At 61.4% G+C, this 18,312-nt stretch carries 15 protein-coding genes and 2 tRNA genes; 9 read left to right on the top strand and 8 right to left on the bottom strand.

Going from position 1 to position 18,312, the window contains the following annotated elements; translation table 11 throughout:
* Window positions 1–11: 11 nt before the first annotated feature.
* Complete coding sequence (fadA, locus tag JF545_RS18410) at window positions 12–1,190, top strand: acetyl-CoA C-acyltransferase FadA (protein ID WP_206944471.1); 1,179 nt, start codon at window positions 12–14, stop codon at window positions 1,188–1,190.
* Window positions 1,191–1,367: 177 nt separating this feature from the next.
* Here the strand turns inward: fadA and JF545_RS18405 are convergent, their stop codons facing one another.
* Entirely contained in the window at window positions 1,368–2,159 is a 792-nt protein-coding gene (locus JF545_RS18405; protein WP_206944469.1) for an AraC family transcriptional regulator, read from the bottom strand.
* A gap of 107 nt (window positions 2,160–2,266) precedes the next feature.
* On the opposite strand from JF545_RS18405, the gene JF545_RS18400 reads away from it, so the two are divergent.
* On the top strand, window positions 2,267–3,217 hold the full coding sequence (locus JF545_RS18400; protein WP_206944467.1) for a DMT family transporter: 951 nt from the start codon (window positions 2,267–2,269) through the stop codon (window positions 3,215–3,217).
* Between the two features lie 103 nt (window positions 3,218–3,320).
* On the opposite strand, the gene JF545_RS18395 is transcribed toward JF545_RS18400, so the two are convergent.
* Window positions 3,321–3,782, bottom strand: a complete 462-nt coding sequence (locus JF545_RS18395) for a flavodoxin family protein (protein ID WP_206944465.1) — start codon at window positions 3,780–3,782, stop codon at window positions 3,321–3,323.
* Window positions 3,783–3,986: 204 nt separating this feature from the next.
* Here JF545_RS18395 and JF545_RS18390 point away from each other — a divergent pair, with 204 nt between their 5' ends.
* The 3 genes from JF545_RS18390 (at window position 3,987) to JF545_RS18380 (ending at window position 5,672) form a co-directional block, all read left to right on the top strand.
* Window positions 3,987–4,466 carry a YbhB/YbcL family Raf kinase inhibitor-like protein gene (locus JF545_RS18390; RefSeq protein WP_206944463.1) on the top strand — a complete coding sequence of 160 codons (480 nt, stop codon included), beginning with the start codon at window positions 3,987–3,989 and terminating at the stop codon, window positions 4,464–4,466.
* A gap of 97 nt (window positions 4,467–4,563) precedes the next feature.
* Complete coding sequence (locus tag JF545_RS18385) at window positions 4,564–5,256, top strand: hypothetical protein (protein ID WP_206944461.1); 693 nt, start codon at window positions 4,564–4,566, stop codon at window positions 5,254–5,256.
* An 80-nt stretch (window positions 5,257–5,336) separates the two neighbouring features.
* Entirely contained in the window at window positions 5,337–5,672 is a 336-nt protein-coding gene (locus JF545_RS18380) for a zinc ribbon domain-containing protein YjdM (protein WP_206944459.1), read from the top strand.
* A 127-nt stretch (window positions 5,673–5,799) separates the two neighbouring features.
* Here JF545_RS18380 and JF545_RS18375 read toward each other — a convergent pair whose 3' ends face one another.
* The 3 genes from JF545_RS18375 to JF545_RS18365 all read right to left on the bottom strand — a co-directional run bounded on the left by JF545_RS18375 (window position 5,800) and on the right by JF545_RS18365 (window position 12,110).
* Entirely contained in the window at window positions 5,800–7,281 is a 1,482-nt protein-coding gene (locus JF545_RS18375) for a YfcC family protein (RefSeq protein WP_206944457.1), read from the bottom strand.
* Window positions 7,282–7,704: 423 nt separating this feature from the next.
* A complete protein-coding gene (locus JF545_RS18370; RefSeq protein ID WP_206944455.1) occupies window positions 7,705–9,405 on the bottom strand; it encodes a ShlB/FhaC/HecB family hemolysin secretion/activation protein in 1,701 nt (566 codons plus the stop codon).
* A gap of 182 nt (window positions 9,406–9,587) precedes the next feature.
* Window positions 9,588–12,110: a collagen-like triple helix repeat-containing protein gene (locus JF545_RS18365; protein WP_206944453.1), complete on the bottom strand. Its 2,523-nt coding sequence runs from the start codon at window positions 12,108–12,110 to the stop codon at window positions 9,588–9,590.
* A 278-nt stretch (window positions 12,111–12,388) separates the two neighbouring features.
* Between JF545_RS18365 and JF545_RS18360 the strand changes: the two genes are divergently transcribed.
* Window positions 12,389–13,012: a hypothetical protein gene (locus JF545_RS18360; protein WP_206944451.1), complete on the top strand. Its 624-nt coding sequence runs from the start codon at window positions 12,389–12,391 to the stop codon at window positions 13,010–13,012.
* A 178-nt stretch (window positions 13,013–13,190) separates the two neighbouring features.
* Here the strand turns inward: JF545_RS18360 and JF545_RS18355 are convergent, their stop codons facing one another.
* Window positions 13,191–13,781 (bottom strand): helix-turn-helix domain-containing protein, encoded by a 591-nt coding sequence (locus JF545_RS18355; RefSeq protein ID WP_206944449.1) that lies wholly within the window; start codon window positions 13,779–13,781, stop codon window positions 13,191–13,193.
* A 102-nt stretch (window positions 13,782–13,883) separates the two neighbouring features.
* Window positions 13,884–14,639, bottom strand: a complete 756-nt coding sequence (locus JF545_RS18350; RefSeq protein ID WP_206944447.1) for an SDR family NAD(P)-dependent oxidoreductase — start codon at window positions 14,637–14,639, stop codon at window positions 13,884–13,886.
* A 269-nt stretch (window positions 14,640–14,908) separates the two neighbouring features.
* Between JF545_RS18350 and gltX the strand changes: the two genes are divergently transcribed.
* From gltX to JF545_RS18335, 3 genes are all read left to right on the top strand, one after another.
* Window positions 14,909–16,396 carry a glutamate--tRNA ligase gene (gltX, locus tag JF545_RS18345; RefSeq protein WP_206944445.1) on the top strand — a complete coding sequence of 496 codons (1,488 nt, stop codon included), beginning with the start codon at window positions 14,909–14,911 and terminating at the stop codon, window positions 16,394–16,396.
* A gap of 262 nt (window positions 16,397–16,658) precedes the next feature.
* Window positions 16,659–16,734 (top strand) — tRNA-Ala (locus JF545_RS18340).
* Window positions 16,735–16,751: 17 nt separating this feature from the next.
* Window positions 16,752–16,827, top strand: a tRNA-Glu gene (locus JF545_RS18335).
* 500 nt (window positions 16,828–17,327) lie between these two features.
* Here the strand turns inward: JF545_RS18335 and JF545_RS18330 are convergent.
* Entirely contained in the window at window positions 17,328–18,221 is an 894-nt protein-coding gene (locus JF545_RS18330) for an NAD(P)-dependent oxidoreductase (protein ID WP_206944443.1), read from the bottom strand.
* Window positions 18,222–18,312: the final 91 nt, after the last annotated feature.

The following is an 18,312-nucleotide window of genomic DNA, read 5'->3' as shown; positions in this document are numbered from 1 at the left end:
GGAGAAGACAGATGAGCTTGAACCCGAGAGACGTCGTGGTGGTCGATGGTGCCCGTACCGCCATGGCCAAGGCCAAGAACGGTGGCTTTCGCCACGTGCGTGCCGAGGACCTGTCTGCGGCAGTGATGAACGCTCTGCTGCAGCGAGTGCCGCAGCTTGACCCTGCCGAGGTGGATGATGTCATCTGGGGCTGCGTCAACCAGACCCTGGAGCAAGGCTTCAACGTCGCCCGTAACGCCCAGATCATGACCGCTATGCCGCGCAGTGTGCCGGCCCAGACGGTCAACCGGCTGTGCGGTTCCTCCATGAGCGCCCTGCATATCGCGACCGCCAATATCAAGGCCGGAATGGGCGACGTCTACCTGGTGGGTGGGGTAGAGCACATGGAGCATATCCCGCTGACCTACGGTGTCGACGTCAACCCCAGCGCCAGCAAGCATGCCGCCAAGGCGGCGATGATGATGGGCATGACCGCCGAACTGCTTGGCAAGCTGCATAGCATTTCCCGCGAGCAGCAGGACAACTTCGGCGTGCGCTCTCACCAGCGCGCCTATGAGGCGCAGCAGAGCGGCGCCTTTGATAGCGAGATCATCGGTGTCGAGGGGCATGATGCCGACGGGCGCCGGATCCTGGTCCAGCGCGACGAGGTCATTCGCCCGGAAGCCAACCTGGAGAGCATGGCAGGACTCAGGCCGGTGTTTGATCCTCGTGGCGGTACCGTCACGGCGGGCACATCCTCAGCGCTTTCCGTTGGGGCGAGCGGGATGGTCGTGATGAGCTACGAGCGCGCCCAGGCTCTCGGCCTCACGCCGATCGCTCGCGTGCTGTCGACCGGGGTGTCCGGCTGTGATGCCTCCATCATGGGCTATGGACCGGTTCCTGCCTCTCAGAAAGCCTTGAAGGCGGCGGGTCTTACGATCGATGACATTGAGACCGTGGAGCTCAACGAGGCTTTCGCTGCCCAGGCGCTGCCGGTGCTCAAGGATCTGGGACTGCTCGATGTGATGGACGAGAAGGTCAATCTGCACGGAGGGGCCATCGCCCTGGGGCACCCGCTGGGCTGCTCCGGGACCCGAATCAGCAACAGCCTGCTCACGGTCATGCGGCGCCAGGACACGCGCCTTGGCCTTGCGACCATGTGCATCGGCATGGGCCAGGGCGTTGCTACCGTGTTCGAACGCCTGAATTGATCCCTTGAGTTGATTCGCCAAGTCGGCCTTGAGCCGTTGTTCTGATCTCGCCGGCGCTGCCTAGCAGCGCCGGCGTTTTTGTGACCCCGGCACTAGGCCGAACGATGTTGCTGCCGGGAGCTGTCGCGTTGTCGCCGAGTGCTCCAGGGCGAAGGCTGTGCTGTTCGTGCTGAGGTGCTATCGCTCCTGCCCACGCCGGTATTCGTCCGGTGTCTGTCCTGTCAGCCGCCGGAACATGGCAATAAAGGCAGACGCGCTGGCATAGCCAAGGTCCATGGCGATGGCCTCGACCTTGGCACCGGATTCGAGCATCGGCATGGCCTTGACGACCTTGAGGCGCTGGCGCCATTCGGTAAGCGTCATCCCCAGGTCGCGCTGAGCGCGGCGCAGCAGGGTGCGCTCGGTGACGTGCACCGCCTTGGCCAGCTCTCCCACGCTGGCAGTGGCGGTCGGATCGTCCTCAAGCCGTTGCAGGGCTCGGCGCAGTTGAGGGTCTGCGGAGGTAGGGAGGTAGCTTCCCGCGCATTCGGCGACCGCCAACTGGTCCACCAGCACGTCGAGCAGGCGCGTCAGGTCGTCGGGGTAGGGCGCTTCTGCGGGGTGGTGGCGAAGATGTTCGAGCAAGGCCCGGGTCAAGGGCCCAACGGTCAATGCACAGGTGATATCAGGTAGTGCACTGGCCTGATGCGCGGCGATGTACAGCGAACAATGACAGGCGGCCTGACGATTAAGGCCCTGGTGCTCTACCCCGGGGGGTAGCCACAACCCGTAGTGCGACGGTGTCAGATAGCGCCTTTGCCCCACATCGACCTGGACCACCCCGCTGTAGGAATAGACGAACTCTCCCCAGCTGTGGCGATGTCGGGGATAGGCGGCATCTGCTGGCATATAGCCGGTGCGAAAGACGACCGGCGCGGGCAGCGCATCGTGAAAGGGCGGAAACAGCAAATGCTTGGGTGTATGAGACATGATCGGCACCCTGTCCGAGGGAAGGCATGGCTTGTCTGATCTTAGCTATATGCGGTGAATGCGACAATCGCATACTTCATGGCCGACAGTAGCGATGGGAGAAGGTCATGGGGGATCGTAGGACGCTAGACGCACACGCCGTGGGCCTGATGCTGGTCTTTTGCCTGACGCTGGGTATGCAGCAGGTTGCCCTGAAGGCGACCGGCGACGATATTTCACCGGTTTTACAGATCGCCCTGCGCTCTGGCCTGGGGGCCGCGCTGATTGCCTGCTACATGCTGGCGCGGGGACAGCGGATGTCTCTGGGGGATGGGAGCTGGAAGCCGGGTCTGATCGTGGGCGGCTTGTTCTCACTGGAGTACGTGCTGCTGGGAGAAGCGCTGCGTTTTACCACCGCCTCCCATGCGGTGGTGTTTCTCTACACCGCGCCCATCTTCACTGCGCTATTGCTGCATTTTCTGGTCCGTGATGAGCGCATGGCAGCGATGCAGTGGCTGGGGATCAGCCTGGCGTTCGTGGGCATAGGAGTGGCCTTTCTGCTGCCTGCGGGGGGCGATGTGGAGGCCGCTGGGCAAGCATCGCTGTGGGGCGATCTGCTGGCATTGCTGGCCGGCGTGGCGTGGGGCGCCACGACGGTGCTGGTGCGAACCACGCGACTCTCCTCGCTGGCGCCAGAGCAGACCTTGATGTACCAGTTGGTGGCTGCGTTCGTGGTGCTGTTGGCTAGCGCCGCGGTGCTGGGACAGCTGGCGATTGATCCTACGCCTCTGGCGTTGACCAGCCTTGCCTTCCAGTCTGTGATCGTTTCCTTTGCCGGGTTCCTGGTCTGGTTTTGGCTGATCCGACACTACCAGGCGTCGAGGATTGGAGTGCTGTCATTTTTGACCCCGCTGTTTGGGGTCGGGTTCGGCGCCTGGCTGCTGGACGAACCCATAGAGCCTGGTTTTATGATCGGTGCGGTCATGGTGGTGGCGGGGATCACCCTGGTCAGCGGTGAAGGGTGGATCCGTCAGTGGCTCGCCTCCCGCCGCAGGCAAGCGGCGATGTTCGGTAAGTAGGCAGCAGGACAACCCTCACAGGCATAGGCGCGCTTTTCCCGCAGGGCGCGTCTTTCCCCTAGGGCGCGTCTGTCTCATACATCGTGCCCAGCAGACGACGGTGTCAGAGAATACCCGCGTCCAGTCCAGCGGCCATGGCCTGGGACAGCGCTTCCACCTGGTCGACGAAGTCGTCCTGCCATGCGCCTTTCAATATCAGTGGGGGCTGAACCCAGCGCCAGCGCAGTCCGCTGACAATCGACTCGACCGCTCGCATGGTGCCGGTGCCGTCATGGCCGGCGCGGATATACAGGGCGCAGGGAAGGCCTTGAGTGTGATCCAGCAGTGGGTAATAGCTGCGATCAAAGAAATCCTTCAGGGCGCCACTCATGTATCCGAGGTTTTCGGTGGTCCCAAGCAGGATGGCATCTGCCTGACGCACGTCCTCGGGGCCTGCCTCCAGGGGGCCGAGCACCACGATGTCCACGTTCTCGATATCCGGGTGACAGGTGGCGCGGCAAGTGGCTTCCCGCAGTCTCAGAGTATTGGGGGAGGGCGCGTGGGCGACGACCAATAGACGTTTCATGCGTGGCTCCGCAATGGTCATGTGGGCAATGGCGACAGTGAAGGGTTCTTCGTGTCAATAACATGCGCGTTTGACAGCGGGTGGCGGCTTGTCGACCCTAGGAAGGGTGATTAAGGTGCATGTGGCGCCTTGGGCTGGCTATTGGCTTGTGCCCAAGAACTCACTTGATGCACCAAAGACCACCGTTCCAGGGAGGAAACCCCTATGCCTTTCGCGCTATCTTCATTAAGCGTCACTAGCCCGGCTTTCGACAATGACGCTGGTATTCCCGCACGTCATACCCAGGAAGGCGAGGACATTTCACCGGCGCTGGCCTGGCAATACCTGCCAGAAGGCACTAAAGGGATTGCGGTCATCTGTCACGACCCGGATGCGCCGCTGGTGCAACATGGCAGCTACGGTTTTGTGCATTGGGTACTGTATAACCTGCCGGCGTCGCTGACGTCCCTTGAGGAAGGCACCCAGCAGGGGACTCAGGGGAGCAATGATGCGGGTAATCTCGGCTACAACGGTCCCCTGCCGCCCGAGGGCCATGGGCTGCATCGGTACTACTTCTGGGTGCTGGCGCTGGATACCGCGACCCAGTTGCCCGAAGGTCTCAGCATGAGCGAGTTGCTCGAACAGGTCGAACCGCACCTGTTGGGTATCAATCGCCTGGTGGGCACCTATCAGCGCGAGGCCTGAGAACAGGCTGACAGCCCGCCTCCAGGGCGGGCTTTTTTACTCCCTCAACGCATGTGTGCCGTTTCGGCCGCATGGCGAGTGATCAAGGATGACGCTCATGTTCGATTGGATTTCAGCTCACAAGGACATTCTGCAGACGCTGGCAAGCGTGGGCTCCTTTCTCATCTGGCTGATCTATGCTCAGCTGCTGTACTTCGGGTTTCGCCGTCAGCGCCGTCCGCGCTTGATCATCAACCGCGGCAAGCGCAAGAACCTCGATGCTCTCTGTGTCATCAGCAACATGAGTGCCGAACCTATCTATCTTCAGCACATCATGATGACCCTGGAGACCTCCAAGGGCGACTGGACCCTGGACGTCAGCGACCATGAGGCGGATCTGGAAGACAACCACAGTGACCAAGAGCGAACGCCAGACGGTCGCTGCACCCATCAGGGACCGCTGGACAGTGGTGGTTTCGTCCATATCGGCTCCTTCAACGCCTTGAAGCAGCGGATCATCGATATCGCTGGTCTGGACGACAAAGAGGGAACGAAGGATGACCTGGTGCTCAAGGCGATGTGTGTTCGGGTGATTGGCACCTATTGCTCGGAAAACCTGCCGATTGGCGCCGAGCGCCGCTTTGTCTTTCACCAGGCCGACGATAGCTGCACGCTGGTGCCAGAGACCTGGGACACCCTGCAGTTCAGCACCCGCAGGCAGCGCAGGGAGCTCAAGCGCGATATCAAGCGGATTCACGAGCGTCAGGCCCAGGGCGAGGGTGAAGAGCCGGAAAGGGAGCAAGGCGACTGATGACCTGGCCAGGCGGGTGACTGGCTTTTCGCGCGGTGGGGGAGTACCGTCAGCGCCTTCCTTCAATGAGAGAGAGCGTCATGAGCGATTTGCCCGCCTGTCCCGCCTGTCAGTCACCTTATACCTATCAGGACGGCCCTTCGCTGATCTGCCCCGAGTGCGGTCATGAGTGGTCCCTGGAGACCGCAGAGAGCGACGCAGAACCTGGTATTCGCGATGCCCACGGAAACCCGCTCAACGATGGCGATACCGTCACCGTGATCAAGGATCTCAAAGTCAAGGGATCGTCGTCGGTGGTCAAGGTCGGTACCAAGGTGAAGAACATTCGCCTGGTCGACGGAGATCACGATATTGACTGCAAGATCGACGGGTTTGGCGCCATGAAGCTCAAGTCGATGTACGTCAAGAAGGCGTGAGTTGGCGGAAGCTGGCAGGGTCTCGGCAACGCCGCCAGCGCTCGCAAGGAGCGCTGGGGCTGGATGAGGCAGATGGGTGGTCGGTGACGGTTATCGGCGCCTGAGCCGTGTGCGCGCGTCGCCGTGTTCAGACCAGACTGGCGCCGACGAACAGGGTCACCGCGCTGACGCCGAAGGTCAGCAGGATGAAGGGCATGGCCCACTTGACGAAGCGCTCGTAGGGAATCTTCGCCAGCGCCAGGCCCGCCACCAGGTGGGCCGCCGTCGGAGCAAACATGTTGATCCAACCGCTGGCGGATTGGAAAGCGGTGACGACCAGCTCGCGCTCGACGCCAGAGAAGTCTGCCAGAGGTGCCATCAGTGGCATCGACACGGTGGCAAGGCCCGAGGTGGAAGGAATGAAGAAGCTGAGCACGATATGGACCACGTAGGAGACGACGACGAACATGCCGGTCGATAGTCCCTGCACCGCACCTTCCGCCCAGTTGAGGATGGTGTCGATGATCACGCCATTGTCCATCACGACATAGATCCCCCTCGCCACCGCCACGACCAGGGCAACCCCGATCAGGTCCCGAGCGCCATCCAGGAAGCTGGCAATGAAGCTGGATTCTGGCTGCCGATTGATGACCGCGATCAGGATCGCAGAGGTCAAGAACAGGGTAGACAGCTCGTCGAACCACCACCACAGGGTCGGGAACAGGGTGATCCCCATGTCTTCCCAGGGCACGACGCCATACACCATGATGCCAAATGTCAGGAAGAAGACCGTCATGGTCAGCTTGTGGCGCAGGGTGTAGGCACCGCTGGTGACGGGGGCGCTGGCGCTTGCCGGTGTCGCGCTCAGGTCAGCCAGGACGGAGCGTTGCGGATCGCGCTTGACGCGGGCGGCGTAGCGCATCACGAACCAGATGGCCAGCGATACCAGAATCACAAACTGGACCAGTCGGAGGGTAATACCGGCGCCGATCGGCAGTCCCGCAAATCCCGATGCGATACCGGTGGCGAAGGGATTGACGGTGGAGGCGAGTACCCCAGTGCCCGAGCCCAGCAGGACGATACCTGCCGCCACCATACGGTCGTAACCCGCGGCGGTGATGACGGGCAGGATAATGGCCCAGAAGGCGACGGTCTCTTCCGCCATGCCGTAGGTGGAGCCCCCCAGTGCAAACAGGATCATCAAGACCGGGATCAAAAAGTGCTCCCGCCCCTGAAAGCGGGCCACCACCGCGCCGATCCCTGCATCGAGGGCGCCCGAGTGCATGGTGACCGCCAGAAAACCTCCAATCACCAGGACAAACAAGGCGACATCAACGGCCTTGTGAAACCCCTTGATGGGGGCAATCAAGACGTCCATGGGCCCCTGGGGCGAGCTTTCCAGTACTTGATAGGTGCCAGGAATCGGCAGCAGGCGCTCATCGCCATCGTAGTCGAGGACTTCGGTGGCGGGGATGACGGTATCTGTGCCTTCGACGCGATAGTCGTACTTGCCGGCGGGCATCACCCACGTCAGCAGGGCGACCATGATGGTGATCAGGAACAGCAGGGTGTACACCGTCGGCATACGTAGGCGGCTGCGTTTACGGGAAGAGATCGATTGCGTTTCCATCTCGTGTTCCTCGGTTCAGTAGTCGGTTCATGGGCCGGATCATCAGGTCATGGAGTGGGCTCTGTTGTGTTTGGTGTGCTCCAGCAGGCGCCGAGAGAATGGCGCCCACCGTTCGAGTCTACGAGGGTCAAGCCGCCAGTTGGGCGGCCCTCGATGCAAGTCTTGACCCGCTGCAAGGAGCGGGACGATCTGCGGTGATGGAGCGGGAATTATGCTGGCCTGGCTCAAGGAATGGGGCGAGGGCATTCTGCAGTAGCCGTCGCGCGACGACCTCGTCGCAGAACAGGGGGGAAGATCGATGCAGGGTTGATGGCCGTCTGTGGCGTGAAGCGGCGGGGCGGACATGAAAACGGCCAGGGTCTGGGGTCCTGGCCGTGCTGCCTTCAGCGAAGAATGCCGTCGGCGGTGGATACCTCGAGTCGCTTAGCCTTCGAAGTTCCACACCAGCCGAGCATTGATACGCCCGTCACGGCTGTCGGTGTCCGGGTCGCGGTCGCCGATGGGCTCTGCGTACTCCAGCGTCAGTCCGTACCATCGTCCTTTGGCTAGCCGAACGCCCGCTGCGGCAGATGCCAGATGGCTATCCACATCACGGTTCTGGAACTCGGTGCGTGCACCGTCGACGACCAGGAAGGGCTCCACGTTACTGAGCCAGTCACTATCGAGCGTATGCAGGTAGCGCAGCTCGAGTGAGCCCGCGTAGCCATAGTCCCCTTCGGCTTGACCCGCATCGTAGCCGCGCCCGAAACGCTGGCCACCGTAGTTGCCGCGCTCGGGTTCGGGCAGCTCGTCGTCGGAGTAGAAGCCGTTGGCAGCCGCGGTCAGCCGCCAGCGCTCTCCTAACAGGTGTCGGTACTGAGTCTCCAGCTGCCAGCGGGTGAAGTGAAGGTCGCTGGTGGTCTCCAGAGGAGTGCCATTCAAACGGCTCCGCTGTTCGTTGCCGCCCAGGTCGACACCCTGACGGACGGCCGCCGAGGCCTGCCACAGTGACCGGTTGGCTTGGGTGCGATAGCTCAGGTCCAGGTCCGCTGCGGAATATTCATAGTCATCGACCAGCTGGTTGAGCGTGCGATCCTCGAAGCGTAGGGTCGTGGTCTTGGTTTCGTCGTGATGGCGCAGGGCGCCCCCCAGCGTCAGGCTTGAAGAACGTGTCAGCAGCACCGGATAGGACAGACCCAGGCGATAGCGCTCGCGATCGGTGTCCTGATCCTGGCTGAGGTCGAAGCGCTGTCCGTTGAGCAGGTAGATAAGATCTTCATCATCGCTGCCGCGGTAGGTGTCGGCAGACGCCGATAGTGTCAGGCCATCGCTGCCAATGCCGGTGTGGAAGTCCAGCGCGTACAGTTCATTGTCATTGTCGATGGGCCATAGCCAGGAAAAGCCCAGGCTCTCCCCCCAGGAGGTGAGACTTTGTGTCGACACCCGGTTGATGAACACGGCGTCTTCCTCATCCCCCCCGCTAACACTGCCGGCATAGTCGAAATGGTCGATGCGGCGTTCTTCCACTCGCAGGGTGGTGGCGCCATTGGGGGTGCGCGGGACAGGGGCCTTGAGGGTCAAGCTGGCGCCGGGGATTTGCTCGATCAGGCCGCTGACGCGCTCGAAGGTTGCCCGTGTCAGGGGGCGCTCATCCAGCAACGGCATGACCAGTCGCTCGACGCGGCGGGCCACGGGGTCGTCGTCTACGACGATTTCGGTACGTGCGATGTGCCCCTCCACCAGCACGATACGCACATTGCCGTCGATAAAGTTGTTGGTCGGCAGGTAGGCGAATGACAAGGGGTAACCCGAGGACTGGTAGGCGTCGGTGATGGTCTTGACCTCGGCCTCCACGGCCTCGCGGGATACCGTCTGCCCGACCATGGCCTGTAGTCCGCTGGATAGCGCACTCAGGTCGAGCACGCTGTCACCGATAAAGCGCACATGGCGTACTGTGACACTGTCAGGGACGCCTGGGTTGGCGTCATCGGGCAGATCCACTTCGGTCTGCACATCACGCTCGGGGGGAAGGAGTCGCTGGTTCTCGATGATATCGTCGACGGTGTCCAGAGTTTCCTGGGCCATGGCCGCAGACGCCAGGAGAAGACAGCCAGTGGCTGCCAGAGGAGAAAAAGTCCTGCGCATTCGTTGATATCCTTGTCGTTCCCAGTGGGGTATGGCACTCAAGGCGCGTCGCAGCAGGCGAGGCCTCGTTTATCGTTATGGGTCTAGGCCGTACACAAAGGCCGAGCACAAAGAGAAGGCAGAGAGAACGAAGGCCCGACACCCGTCAGGGTGCCGGGCCTTCAGATCATCTCAGCCGCAGCTTATTTGTTGCCGCCAAGCAGACCTCCCACGATGCCGGTCAGGCCACCTGTCTTGGCCCCCCCTTCAGAGCCGGAGCCCTCGCTGCCGGTAAGCCCTCCCGTCAGCTTATCGGTGACGCCGCCGACGGTATCCAGGGTGCCGCCGACCAGGCCACCATCACCCTCTGAACCCACCAGGGCGTTGCTGATACCTGACGTGACGCCTGTGCCACCGCCACCGCTGCTATCGCCTCCCAGGGTGTTGGACAGGGTGTCATTGACGCCGGAGACCAGGCCGCCACCGCTGCTACCGCCTCCCAGGGTGTTGGACAAGGTGTCGTTGACGCCGGAGACCAGGCCGCCACCGCTGCTACCGCCTCCCAGGGTGTTGGTCAGGGTGTCATTGACGCCGGAGACCAGGCCGCCACCGCTGTCGCCGCCACCCAGGGTCGAGCCCAGTCCGGATGTGAGGCCACCTGAGCTATCGCCTCCCAGAGCTCCGTTCAAGCCTTGGGTCAGATTGCCGCCAAGGCTGTCGTTGAGGCCAGCGATCAGGTTACTGTCTCCTCCCAGCTGACTGTCCAGGCCGCCGGTGAGGCTATTGCCGTCCTGGCTACCGCCAAGTCCCGAGAGCAGTGCGCCGTCACCCAGCAGGCCAGCAGATTCGAGCTTGCTGAGGCCTTGCCCATCAAGGCTTGCGATAAGGCGCGCTTCGTCACCTCCCAGCAGTCGGCCGGTGTTGGCGACAACGCCACCGACACCGCTGACCGTGCTGCCAAGACCTGAGGCGAGTGCCCCATTGCCGCCGATGCGTCCACCCAGTCCATCCACGGCCACTCCCGCACGAATCAGCAAGTTGCCGGCTTCAGGCCCGACCACCAGCGCCTGACTGAGCTGCGTCACTCCGCTGTCGGTATGGATCACCACAGGGCGAACAACGGCGGTGATTTCACTGGTCAGTCCACCAAGGTGGGATTTCTGATCATTGAAGCTCAGGGCCAGGGCGTTGCCGGCCTGGGTCACGCCACCTCCCAGTTGCGCCAGGCTGCTGCCCAGTTGAGAAATGGCGCCGGTGCGGTTGTCCAGCTGCATGACCAGCGGGAGCTGGCGCAGATCGCCCACGGTGGCACCGAGACTTGAGACCACTTCTCCGGTCTCAGATACCGCGACGCCACCTCCCGCCAGGCTGGTACCCAAGGCATTGGGGTTGTTGGAAATATTGCCGACACCGTTGCTGAGGCCACCAGTGACCCCCGATACGGCCTCGCCCGAGTTGATCACGACATTGCCCAGGCCATCGGTAATGAATTCACCCTGACCGCCGAGGCTCTGCTGAGAGATGCCGTTACCCAGGGAAGTCACGGCGTTGCCGACGCCAGTACCGGCCTGGCCTGCACCGGCCACAGTGCGCTCAAGGTCAGTTCGACCATCGTTGGGTGCCGTGGTGTCGCCAGTAAGCAGGTCACCCAGGCCGCTACCATCGTTGGCACTGCCTCCACCGAGCAGTTCCCCTGTGGCGATGACGATCCCACCGGTGCCGGTGACGCTGTTACCTGCCCCGCCCAGCAAGGTGTAACGCTGCCCGATTCGCTGACCGAGTTCGCCCAAGGTTTCGCCGCTGCGCAGCAAAAGGTTGCCAGCCTGGGCGGGCAGTACCAGCGCCTGGGCCACGCGGGTCACCTTGCCATCGGTTCCCAGCAGCACTGGGCGCAGACTCGTGCTGAGCTTGGTCGTGAGCCCACCCAGCACCTGGTCCGAGTCCTCCAGGTTGACGCTGAGGGCATCTCCGACCCGCTCTACCTTCCCGCCGAGTCCCTGGACAGTGGTGCCAAGCTTGGTGACGAGACCTGTTCTAGCGTTCAATTCCATGACGACCGGGAGGGTGGCGAGGGCTTCCACCGTGGCTCCGGTGGCCGACACCATCTGGCCCGCTTCGCCGGCACCATTGGTGATGCCTGCAGCGGTGGTGCCGAGATAGTTGTCATTGTTACTGATATCGCCAAGTCCGCTACGAACGCCGGTCGAGACATCCCCGACCACGTCCCCGCCCTCGCTGACGATGGTGCCAGCCGGCTGTGTGACGCTTGAAAGCTGAGGAACGGCCTGCTGTTGGGAGATACCTGTGCCGATATCGGTCAGGGTCTGATCGATACCGCCTGCCGTGTCGGCTGTCGCAATGCTGAGGTTTTCCAGCGAGCTGCGGGCAATACCATCGCCGCCGTCTCCATCGCCGCCGCCGTCTCCATCGCCGCCGCCGTCTCCATCGCCGCCGCCGTTTCCGTCGCCACCGCCGTCTCCATCGCCGCCGCCGTTTCCGTCGCCGCCGCCGTTTCCATCGCCGCCGCCGTTTCCATTTCCGCCGCCGCTTCCATTGCCGCCACCGCTTCCATCGCCGCCGCCTCCGGTAGAATCATCATCACTGGTGATCGGGTCCTGGCTATTGCTTGCCAGCGTGCGAGAGTTGCTAGAGTCGCCAGAGCAGGCGGTCAGGGTCGCCATTGCACTGGCCAGTGCGATCACAAGAAGTTTCTTTTGTAGAGTCATCGGTCGGTACCTCGCCTATGCCGCAGTAGTGCTTATTGGGGTCATCGGGTTGGCGCTTTTTACAAGCGTCACATCCTGTTGTTGTTATGGTTTAGATTAGATGCTTCTTACGGCATAGTTCCTTTTTACTAAGCTTTTGTGGGTTTTAATTGGTATTAATGCATTAAGAAATGTAAGTAATTGGTGAGCTAGTGTTTTGGTTAAAGTTGCGCTGACGCTTAACAGGTACACCCCTGCACTCGCGTGTTAGTCTTTTGGAGTAGACAAGGGGGAAGGCTATGTCCGCATGGCGAATTGGGTGGTTACTGATATCCGTGGCACTTGTTGCCTGTGACGACGACGGCAAGTTGTCTGGCGTCAATGTGGCCTCCGAGCAGGAGCGCGCCACTGAGGCACGCCAGCCCAGGGCGGCAAGGGAATTGCCACAAGAGTCTCCTCCCCAGGAGGCTGAGGACGCATCTCCCATCGGTGAGCGTCTTGCCGAGACGGTGGCCGTTGCCTTGGACAGTCAGCTAGGGTCTGACCGGCGAATGTACGTCACGGCCACAACGAATCTGCCGGCGGGTACGCGGGTTCAGCTTCGGGTGGTGCGGGAGGCCAGCAATGTTCGTTGGCAGTCACGCACCCAGGTGACCGATGGCGCTGTCAGCGCCGGGCCGTATGGGCCTGGCAGCGGGCTGCCGGACGGGTACTATCGAATTGAATTCGCGACGGCGCCTGCGGACGTTCAGCCAGCGGCGGTAAAGGCCAGCATTGGCGAGCGAGGCAGATATCTGTCGGGGCCGCTGGTGGTTGAATCCGAGCATGGCCTGGGCAAGCTGGTGGAGGCCAGTGAGCGGTTCCTGGTGGGGCAGGAGGTGCGACGCACCTTGGATGATGTCGAGGTCCAGCAGCAACGCTAGCCGCAAGGGCCAGTCAGTGCCTGTGTGCCGGGAGCCGCTAGAAGGCCGTGGCAAATGATGGGGAATAAGAAGATCTGGTGCAGAAGAGTGTTGAAGGCGGAATACGCGAAATAGGCGTTGGGCGTTGTCGTGTGGGCGGCGGCAAGGGTAGCTCCGTTGCCGCTCGCCCTTTGGTTGATCACGCCGAGCTGTCGTTTCTCCACACGGCGACGAGCTTCGCCTTGAGGCGCATGCCGCTGTGGTAGGGGGTGGTCGCTGTTTGTCCTTGGCGCTGGAAGGTCAGTTGACCATTGGCGTCCTGCGCCACACGGCGTATATAGAGCTGCTGTTCTTCCGCGATCAAGTAAAGGCCTGGCTGGCGAAAGATATCCGTCGGGGCGACGGCTGCCAGGTCCAGGGGGCCTAGAAAGTCGAAGTGTTCCTGTGGGGCCGGCGTCACGAGATGGCAGTCGCCGTCCCAGCGCTGGTCGGGAATCAGCTCCAGCGGAAGGTCGATACCCTTGTGTGCCACTTCCTGCCAAGGCAGTGGTAGTGATGACCGTAGATAGAGAGGAGAGGGGCGGCTTGGCTCACCCTCCAGCAGGTGGCTGAGCGGGCAGTTGAGCGCCTGGGACAATGCCACGAGGCGCTCATGTCCAATTTGCTTGATCGTGCCGGACTCCCAATAGGAAATGGTAACGTCCGAGACCCCCACCTGGCGTGCCAGTGCTGCCTTGTTCAGGCCGGCTGCCATTCGTAAAGACTTGATGCGCGGACCCAGCGCGTCCATGGAACCACCCTGTTGACACAATAAGAGAACTTAGAATACTCATTCATAAGGTCTCCATATGCAATATCAGGAGTCAACGATATACCTAGGGTGCTGGGATAACTACCAGTCAATAGACGTATTTGCCCAGTCGTAGAAGCCTCCACTGTCATCGGGGCCATGCTGTTCCACTACCTGAAGGATGGCGTCGGCAACGAACTCGGGACTGAACAGCTTGCCTTCAGGTACTCGTGCCTGGAACGGGCGAGAGAGCTCGGTGTCGGTCGTGCCTGGATGAAAGCTCAGCACGCAAGACTGTGGATTTAAACGCTTGAGTTCGATGGCTGCCGTCTTCATCAGCATATTGTGGGCGGCCTTGCTGGCCCGGTATCCGTACCAGCCGCCCAGGCCGTTGTCGCCGATCGACCCGACGCGAGCGGAAAGGCTGAGAAAGGTCGCGGGGTGCTGGCCTTTGAAATGGGGGAGCAGCGTCTTTAAAAGCAGGGCGGGCGTAATGGCGTTGATCTGGTAGAGAGCGAGCAGGGCGGCTTCGTCGAGCTCCTCAAGGCGTTTCTCGGGCTGGACGCCGCGAGCATCATCGTGCAGCAGGCCGATGGCATTGACCACCAGATGAACCGCGCCTGCCTGCTCATCCAGTGCCTGGGACAGCGCCTCTCGGCCATCTGCCGCGGTGATATCGGCGGCGATGGGCTCGTGCCGGGGATCCAGCTGATCCGTGGGTCGACGACTGACACTGATAAGCCGACCGAGACGCTGATCGGTCAGCAACCGCTCCAGCACCGCACGACCAATGCCACCGCCACTGCCCACGACGATGGCACAGTAGTCCTCGGGTAACCTGGGGGATGACTGCGACATGATCTCACTCCTCTGTTGTTGCGTTTGTATGTGGCGGCCGTTCGTGACGTTCGTTATGTCGTTCCGTTGGTTTCGCTGTTCCGTCGCTCCGTTGTGCGAGCCACCGCGCGTGCTCTGGGTTGACTCGACGTCAGGCTGAGCCTGCCATGCGCTCTGCATAGAGTGGGGCGATGGTCAGCGGCGCTGGCCCCTGCGCAATTGCGTCCACGGTGCGTATAATGCGCCCACGCTACCAGCTTGGCTTCAACCTATTCAGGATGCAGGACGTTATGACTGTTCGCACGCGTATCGCCCCGTCGCCCACGGGGGACCCTCACGTAGGTACTGCCTACATTGCCTTGTTCAACCTGTGCTTTGCTCGCCAGCACGGCGGAGAGTTCATCCTGCGTATCGAAGATACGGATCGAGTCCGCTCTACCGCGGAGTCGGAGCAGATGATTCTCGACTCGCTGCGCTGGCTCGGCCTCGACTGGGATGAAGGTCCTGATGTGGGCGGTCCCCATGGACCCTACCGCCAGAGCGAACGTGGTGAGATCTATGCCCAGCACGCGCAGACGTTGCTGGATGCCGGACATGCTTTCAAGTGCTATCGCACCAGCGAAGAGCTGGATGAACTGCGTGAAGCGCGCAAGGCCGAGGGGCTGCATCTTGCCCTGAAGCCTGCTGATCTGGCGTTGGAGCCGGAAGAGCAGGCACGCCGTGAGCATGAGGGCATGCCTTACGTGGTGCGCATGAACGTACCCGCCAGTGGCCCCTGTGTGGTGCAGGACATGTTGCGCGGTGAGATCGAAGTGGACTGGGCGCAGGTCGATGCGCAGATTCTGCTCAAGTCGGACGGTATGCCGACGTACCACCTGGCCAACGTGGTCGACGATCACCTGATGGGCATCACGCATGTGCTGCGCGGTGAGGAGTGGATCAACTCGGCACCCAAGCACCAGCTCCTGTATGAGTACTTTGGTTGGGAGATGCCGTCTCTCTGTCATATGCCGCTGCTGCGTAACCCTGATAAGTCCAAGCTGTCGAAGCGCAAGAATCCGACGTCCATCAATTACTACCGTCGCATGGGCTTCCTGCCCCAGGCAGTGACCAACTACCTTGGTCGCATGGGTTGGTCCATGCCTGACGACCGGGAGAAGTTCTCGCTGTCCGAGATGATGGAGCACTTCGATATTCAGCGTGTGTCGCTTGGCGGGCCGGTATTCGACCTTGAAAAGCTGACCTGGCTCAACGGTGTCTACCTGCGTGAAGACCTGGATGATCGTGGCTTTCTCGAAGCGCTGATGAAATGGGCCTTCAACGAAGAGTACGTGTCCGAGATTCTCCCTCAGGTGCGCACACGCGTGGATACCCTGTCGGATGTCGCGCCCTTGGCGGGCCATTTTTTCTCCGGACTGCCGAATATCAGTGAAGCAAGCTTCAGCGATATCAAGCTCGAGCGGGAAGACCTGCTCAAGCTGCTGCAGTTCCTGGTGTGGCGTTTCGAGAATGTGACCCGTTGGGACAAGGCGTCGCTGCTGGAGGAGGTCAAGCTCCTGGGGGCTCACTTTGATCTCAAGATGAAGGCACTGTTGGCTCCCGTGTTCATCGCGATCACCGGCTCTTCGTCCAGCACCTCCGTCATGGATGCCATGGCGATCATTGGCTCCGACATGACCCGAGCCCGCTTGCGCCATGCCATTGGTGTTCTGGGCGGCGTGTCGAAGAAGCAGGCCAAGCGTTTCGAGAAAGAGTACCGCGAGCTGCCGGCGGAATAGCCGTGAGCTGCCGGTAAGCTAGCACCGCCGCCTGTAAGGGGCGGTGGCAACAGGCTGAAGAGCGCTAGCAAGAGAGGGCGCCAGCGCAACGTCGCTGGCGCCCTCTTGACGTTGAGTCCTTGATGTCGGCGGTGGCCGAGTCTCCGTGAGCAGCCAGCGGCGTCGACAGGACGGCCACAGGCGCTCGGGCCTTCAAATTTCTGCCAGGATGGCTTGACCGAAACAAGTGGAATCAGTACTATACGCATCGTCTTAACGAGACGGGGCCTTAGCTCAGCTGGGAGAGCGCGACACTGGCAGTGTCGAGGTCAGCGGTTCGATCCCGCTAGGCTCCACCATCCTCGTTTCAGGCTGCGTCCCATTCGTCTAGTGGTCTAGGACACCGCCCTTTCACGGCGGGAACAGGGGTTCGAACCCCCTATGGGACGCCACTCTTCTTTTGATGCCGCTTATCTATATGCCTTGTCACTTGGCTTAATGCAAAAGCATTAGGCTGAGGGTTTCTTGGTCTGCGTAGCATTCTGCCTAGCTACATCTGTCAACAGATGTTGATGCCAAATTGGCCTGTGGATTATTGCCATTTGTTGTCATTGTCGGCTTGACAGCAAAGGGTATTTGTCCACCACCACTGCTCAACCTGCCCCGGTCAGCTCTCGCTTCGGGGATAGCGCCCGTGGTTACGCGTTTTTTATTTTTTTCCTTGTATTTCAACAGCTTACTTAAGGTCAAAAATTGACCAATTTAAGGTCGAGGCCCATTTCATGGCGATTGAGGGGCGGTTTCGATAGGTTGTGAACAGGGTTATCCACAGAAAGTGTGGAAAACGAGAGCCTGGGGGTATCAGGGGGAGGAGGTTGGCTTTCCAGATGGAGTCGCGAGAGGGCAGGCTGGGGGCAGCGTGATGTTGCTGCCCCTGCTGGTATGTGAAAAGTCAGTCTTTGCGATCCGTGGCCTTAAGGCGTCTCAGTAGGGACGACGTGTCCCAGCGTCCACCGCCCAGGGCCTGGACCTCTGCGTAGAATTGATCGACAAGAGCAGTGACGGGCAGTCGTGCATCGAGTTGGCGCGCCTGGCTCAGGCAGATGTCGAGATCCTTGCGCATCCAGTCCACCGCGAAGCCGTGATCGTATTCATCCTTGATCATCGTGTCGTGCCGGTTTTCCATTTGCCAGGAGCCGGCGGCCCCCTGGCTGATGACCTCGATCACCCGGTGTTGGTCGAGGCCAGCCTTTTCTGCAAAGTGCATGCCCTCGGCGAGGCCCTGGACAAGGCCGGCAATGCAGATCTGGTTGACCATCTTGGTCAACTGGCCGGCGCCAATGTCGCCCATGCGCGTCACGGCTCTTCCATAGTGAAGCAGGGTGGGGCGGGCACGTTCGAAGCTGTCTTCCTGTGCGCCGCACATGATGGTCAATGCACCCTTCTCGGCCCCTTGCTGGCCGCCGGAGACGGGGGCGTCAATGAAGCCCACCTCACGCTCTGCGCAGGCCTTGCCGAGCTCTTCGGCGAGGCTGGACGAGGCGGTGGTGTGGTCGACCAGCAGTGCTCCTGCTGCCAGTCCTTGCAGGGCGCCATCAGCGCCGGTGACCACGTCACGGACATCGTTGTCATTGCCGACACAGACCAGTACCAGATCCGCCCCCTTGGCGGCCTCTGCCGGGGTCGGGTGGTGACTGCCGCCGAACTGCTCGGTCCATTGCTGGGCCTTTGCCGAGGTGCGGTTGTAGATGCGCACATCCAGCCCTGCCTGGGCAAGGTGTCCGGCCATGGGGTATCCCATGACGCCAAGGCCGATAAAAGCGACCGTGGAAATCTGCTGGCTCATCAAGAGGCTCCTTTGTCATTTTGTGGCTGTTGGATAAGGCGTGAAGGGTCAGCATAGCGCTTGTGGTGCCGCTGATTCATCCTTGAACCCT

The organism is Halomonas litopenaei, from assembly GCF_017303055.1.
In the GTDB taxonomy this organism is placed as follows: Bacteria; Pseudomonadota; Gammaproteobacteria; order Pseudomonadales; family Halomonadaceae; genus Halomonas; species Halomonas litopenaei_A.
The sequence above is the reverse complement of the archived record's forward strand: the minus strand, read 5'-3'. Positions and strand labels throughout refer to the sequence as shown.

Bases quoted from the DNA above. Each gene is read 5' to 3' on its own strand.
- fadA (WP_206944471.1), top strand. From the start codon at position 12: ATGAGCTTGAACCCGAGAGACGTCGTGGTGGTCGATGGTGCCCGTACC.
- JF545_RS18405 (WP_206944469.1), bottom strand. From the start codon at position 2,159: ATGTCTCATACACCCAAGCATTTGCTGTTTCCGCCCTTTCACGATGCG.
- JF545_RS18400 (WP_206944467.1), top strand. From the start codon at position 2,267: ATGGGGGATCGTAGGACGCTAGACGCACACGCCGTGGGCCTGATGCTG.
- JF545_RS18395 (WP_206944465.1), bottom strand. From the start codon at position 3,782: ATGAAACGTCTATTGGTCGTCGCCCACGCGCCCTCCCCCAATACTCTG.
- JF545_RS18390 (WP_206944463.1), top strand. From the start codon at position 3,987: ATGCCTTTCGCGCTATCTTCATTAAGCGTCACTAGCCCGGCTTTCGAC.
- JF545_RS18385 (WP_206944461.1), top strand. From the start codon at position 4,564: ATGTTCGATTGGATTTCAGCTCACAAGGACATTCTGCAGACGCTGGCA.
- JF545_RS18380 (WP_206944459.1), top strand. From the start codon at position 5,337: ATGAGCGATTTGCCCGCCTGTCCCGCCTGTCAGTCACCTTATACCTAT.
- JF545_RS18375 (WP_206944457.1), bottom strand. From the start codon at position 7,281: ATGGAAACGCAATCGATCTCTTCCCGTAAACGCAGCCGCCTACGTATG.
- JF545_RS18370 (WP_206944455.1), bottom strand. From the start codon at position 9,405: ATGCGCAGGACTTTTTCTCCTCTGGCAGCCACTGGCTGTCTTCTCCTG.
- JF545_RS18365 (WP_206944453.1), bottom strand. From the start codon at position 12,110: ATGACTCTACAAAAGAAACTTCTTGTGATCGCACTGGCCAGTGCAATG.
- JF545_RS18360 (WP_206944451.1), top strand. From the start codon at position 12,389: ATGTCCGCATGGCGAATTGGGTGGTTACTGATATCCGTGGCACTTGTT.
- JF545_RS18355 (WP_206944449.1), bottom strand. From the start codon at position 13,781: ATGGACGCGCTGGGTCCGCGCATCAAGTCTTTACGAATGGCAGCCGGC.
- JF545_RS18350 (WP_206944447.1), bottom strand. From the start codon at position 14,639: ATGTCGCAGTCATCCCCCAGGTTACCCGAGGACTACTGTGCCATCGTC.
- gltX (WP_206944445.1), top strand. From the start codon at position 14,909: ATGACTGTTCGCACGCGTATCGCCCCGTCGCCCACGGGGGACCCTCAC.
- JF545_RS18330 (WP_206944443.1), bottom strand. From the start codon at position 18,221: ATGAGCCAGCAGATTTCCACGGTCGCTTTTATCGGCCTTGGCGTCATG.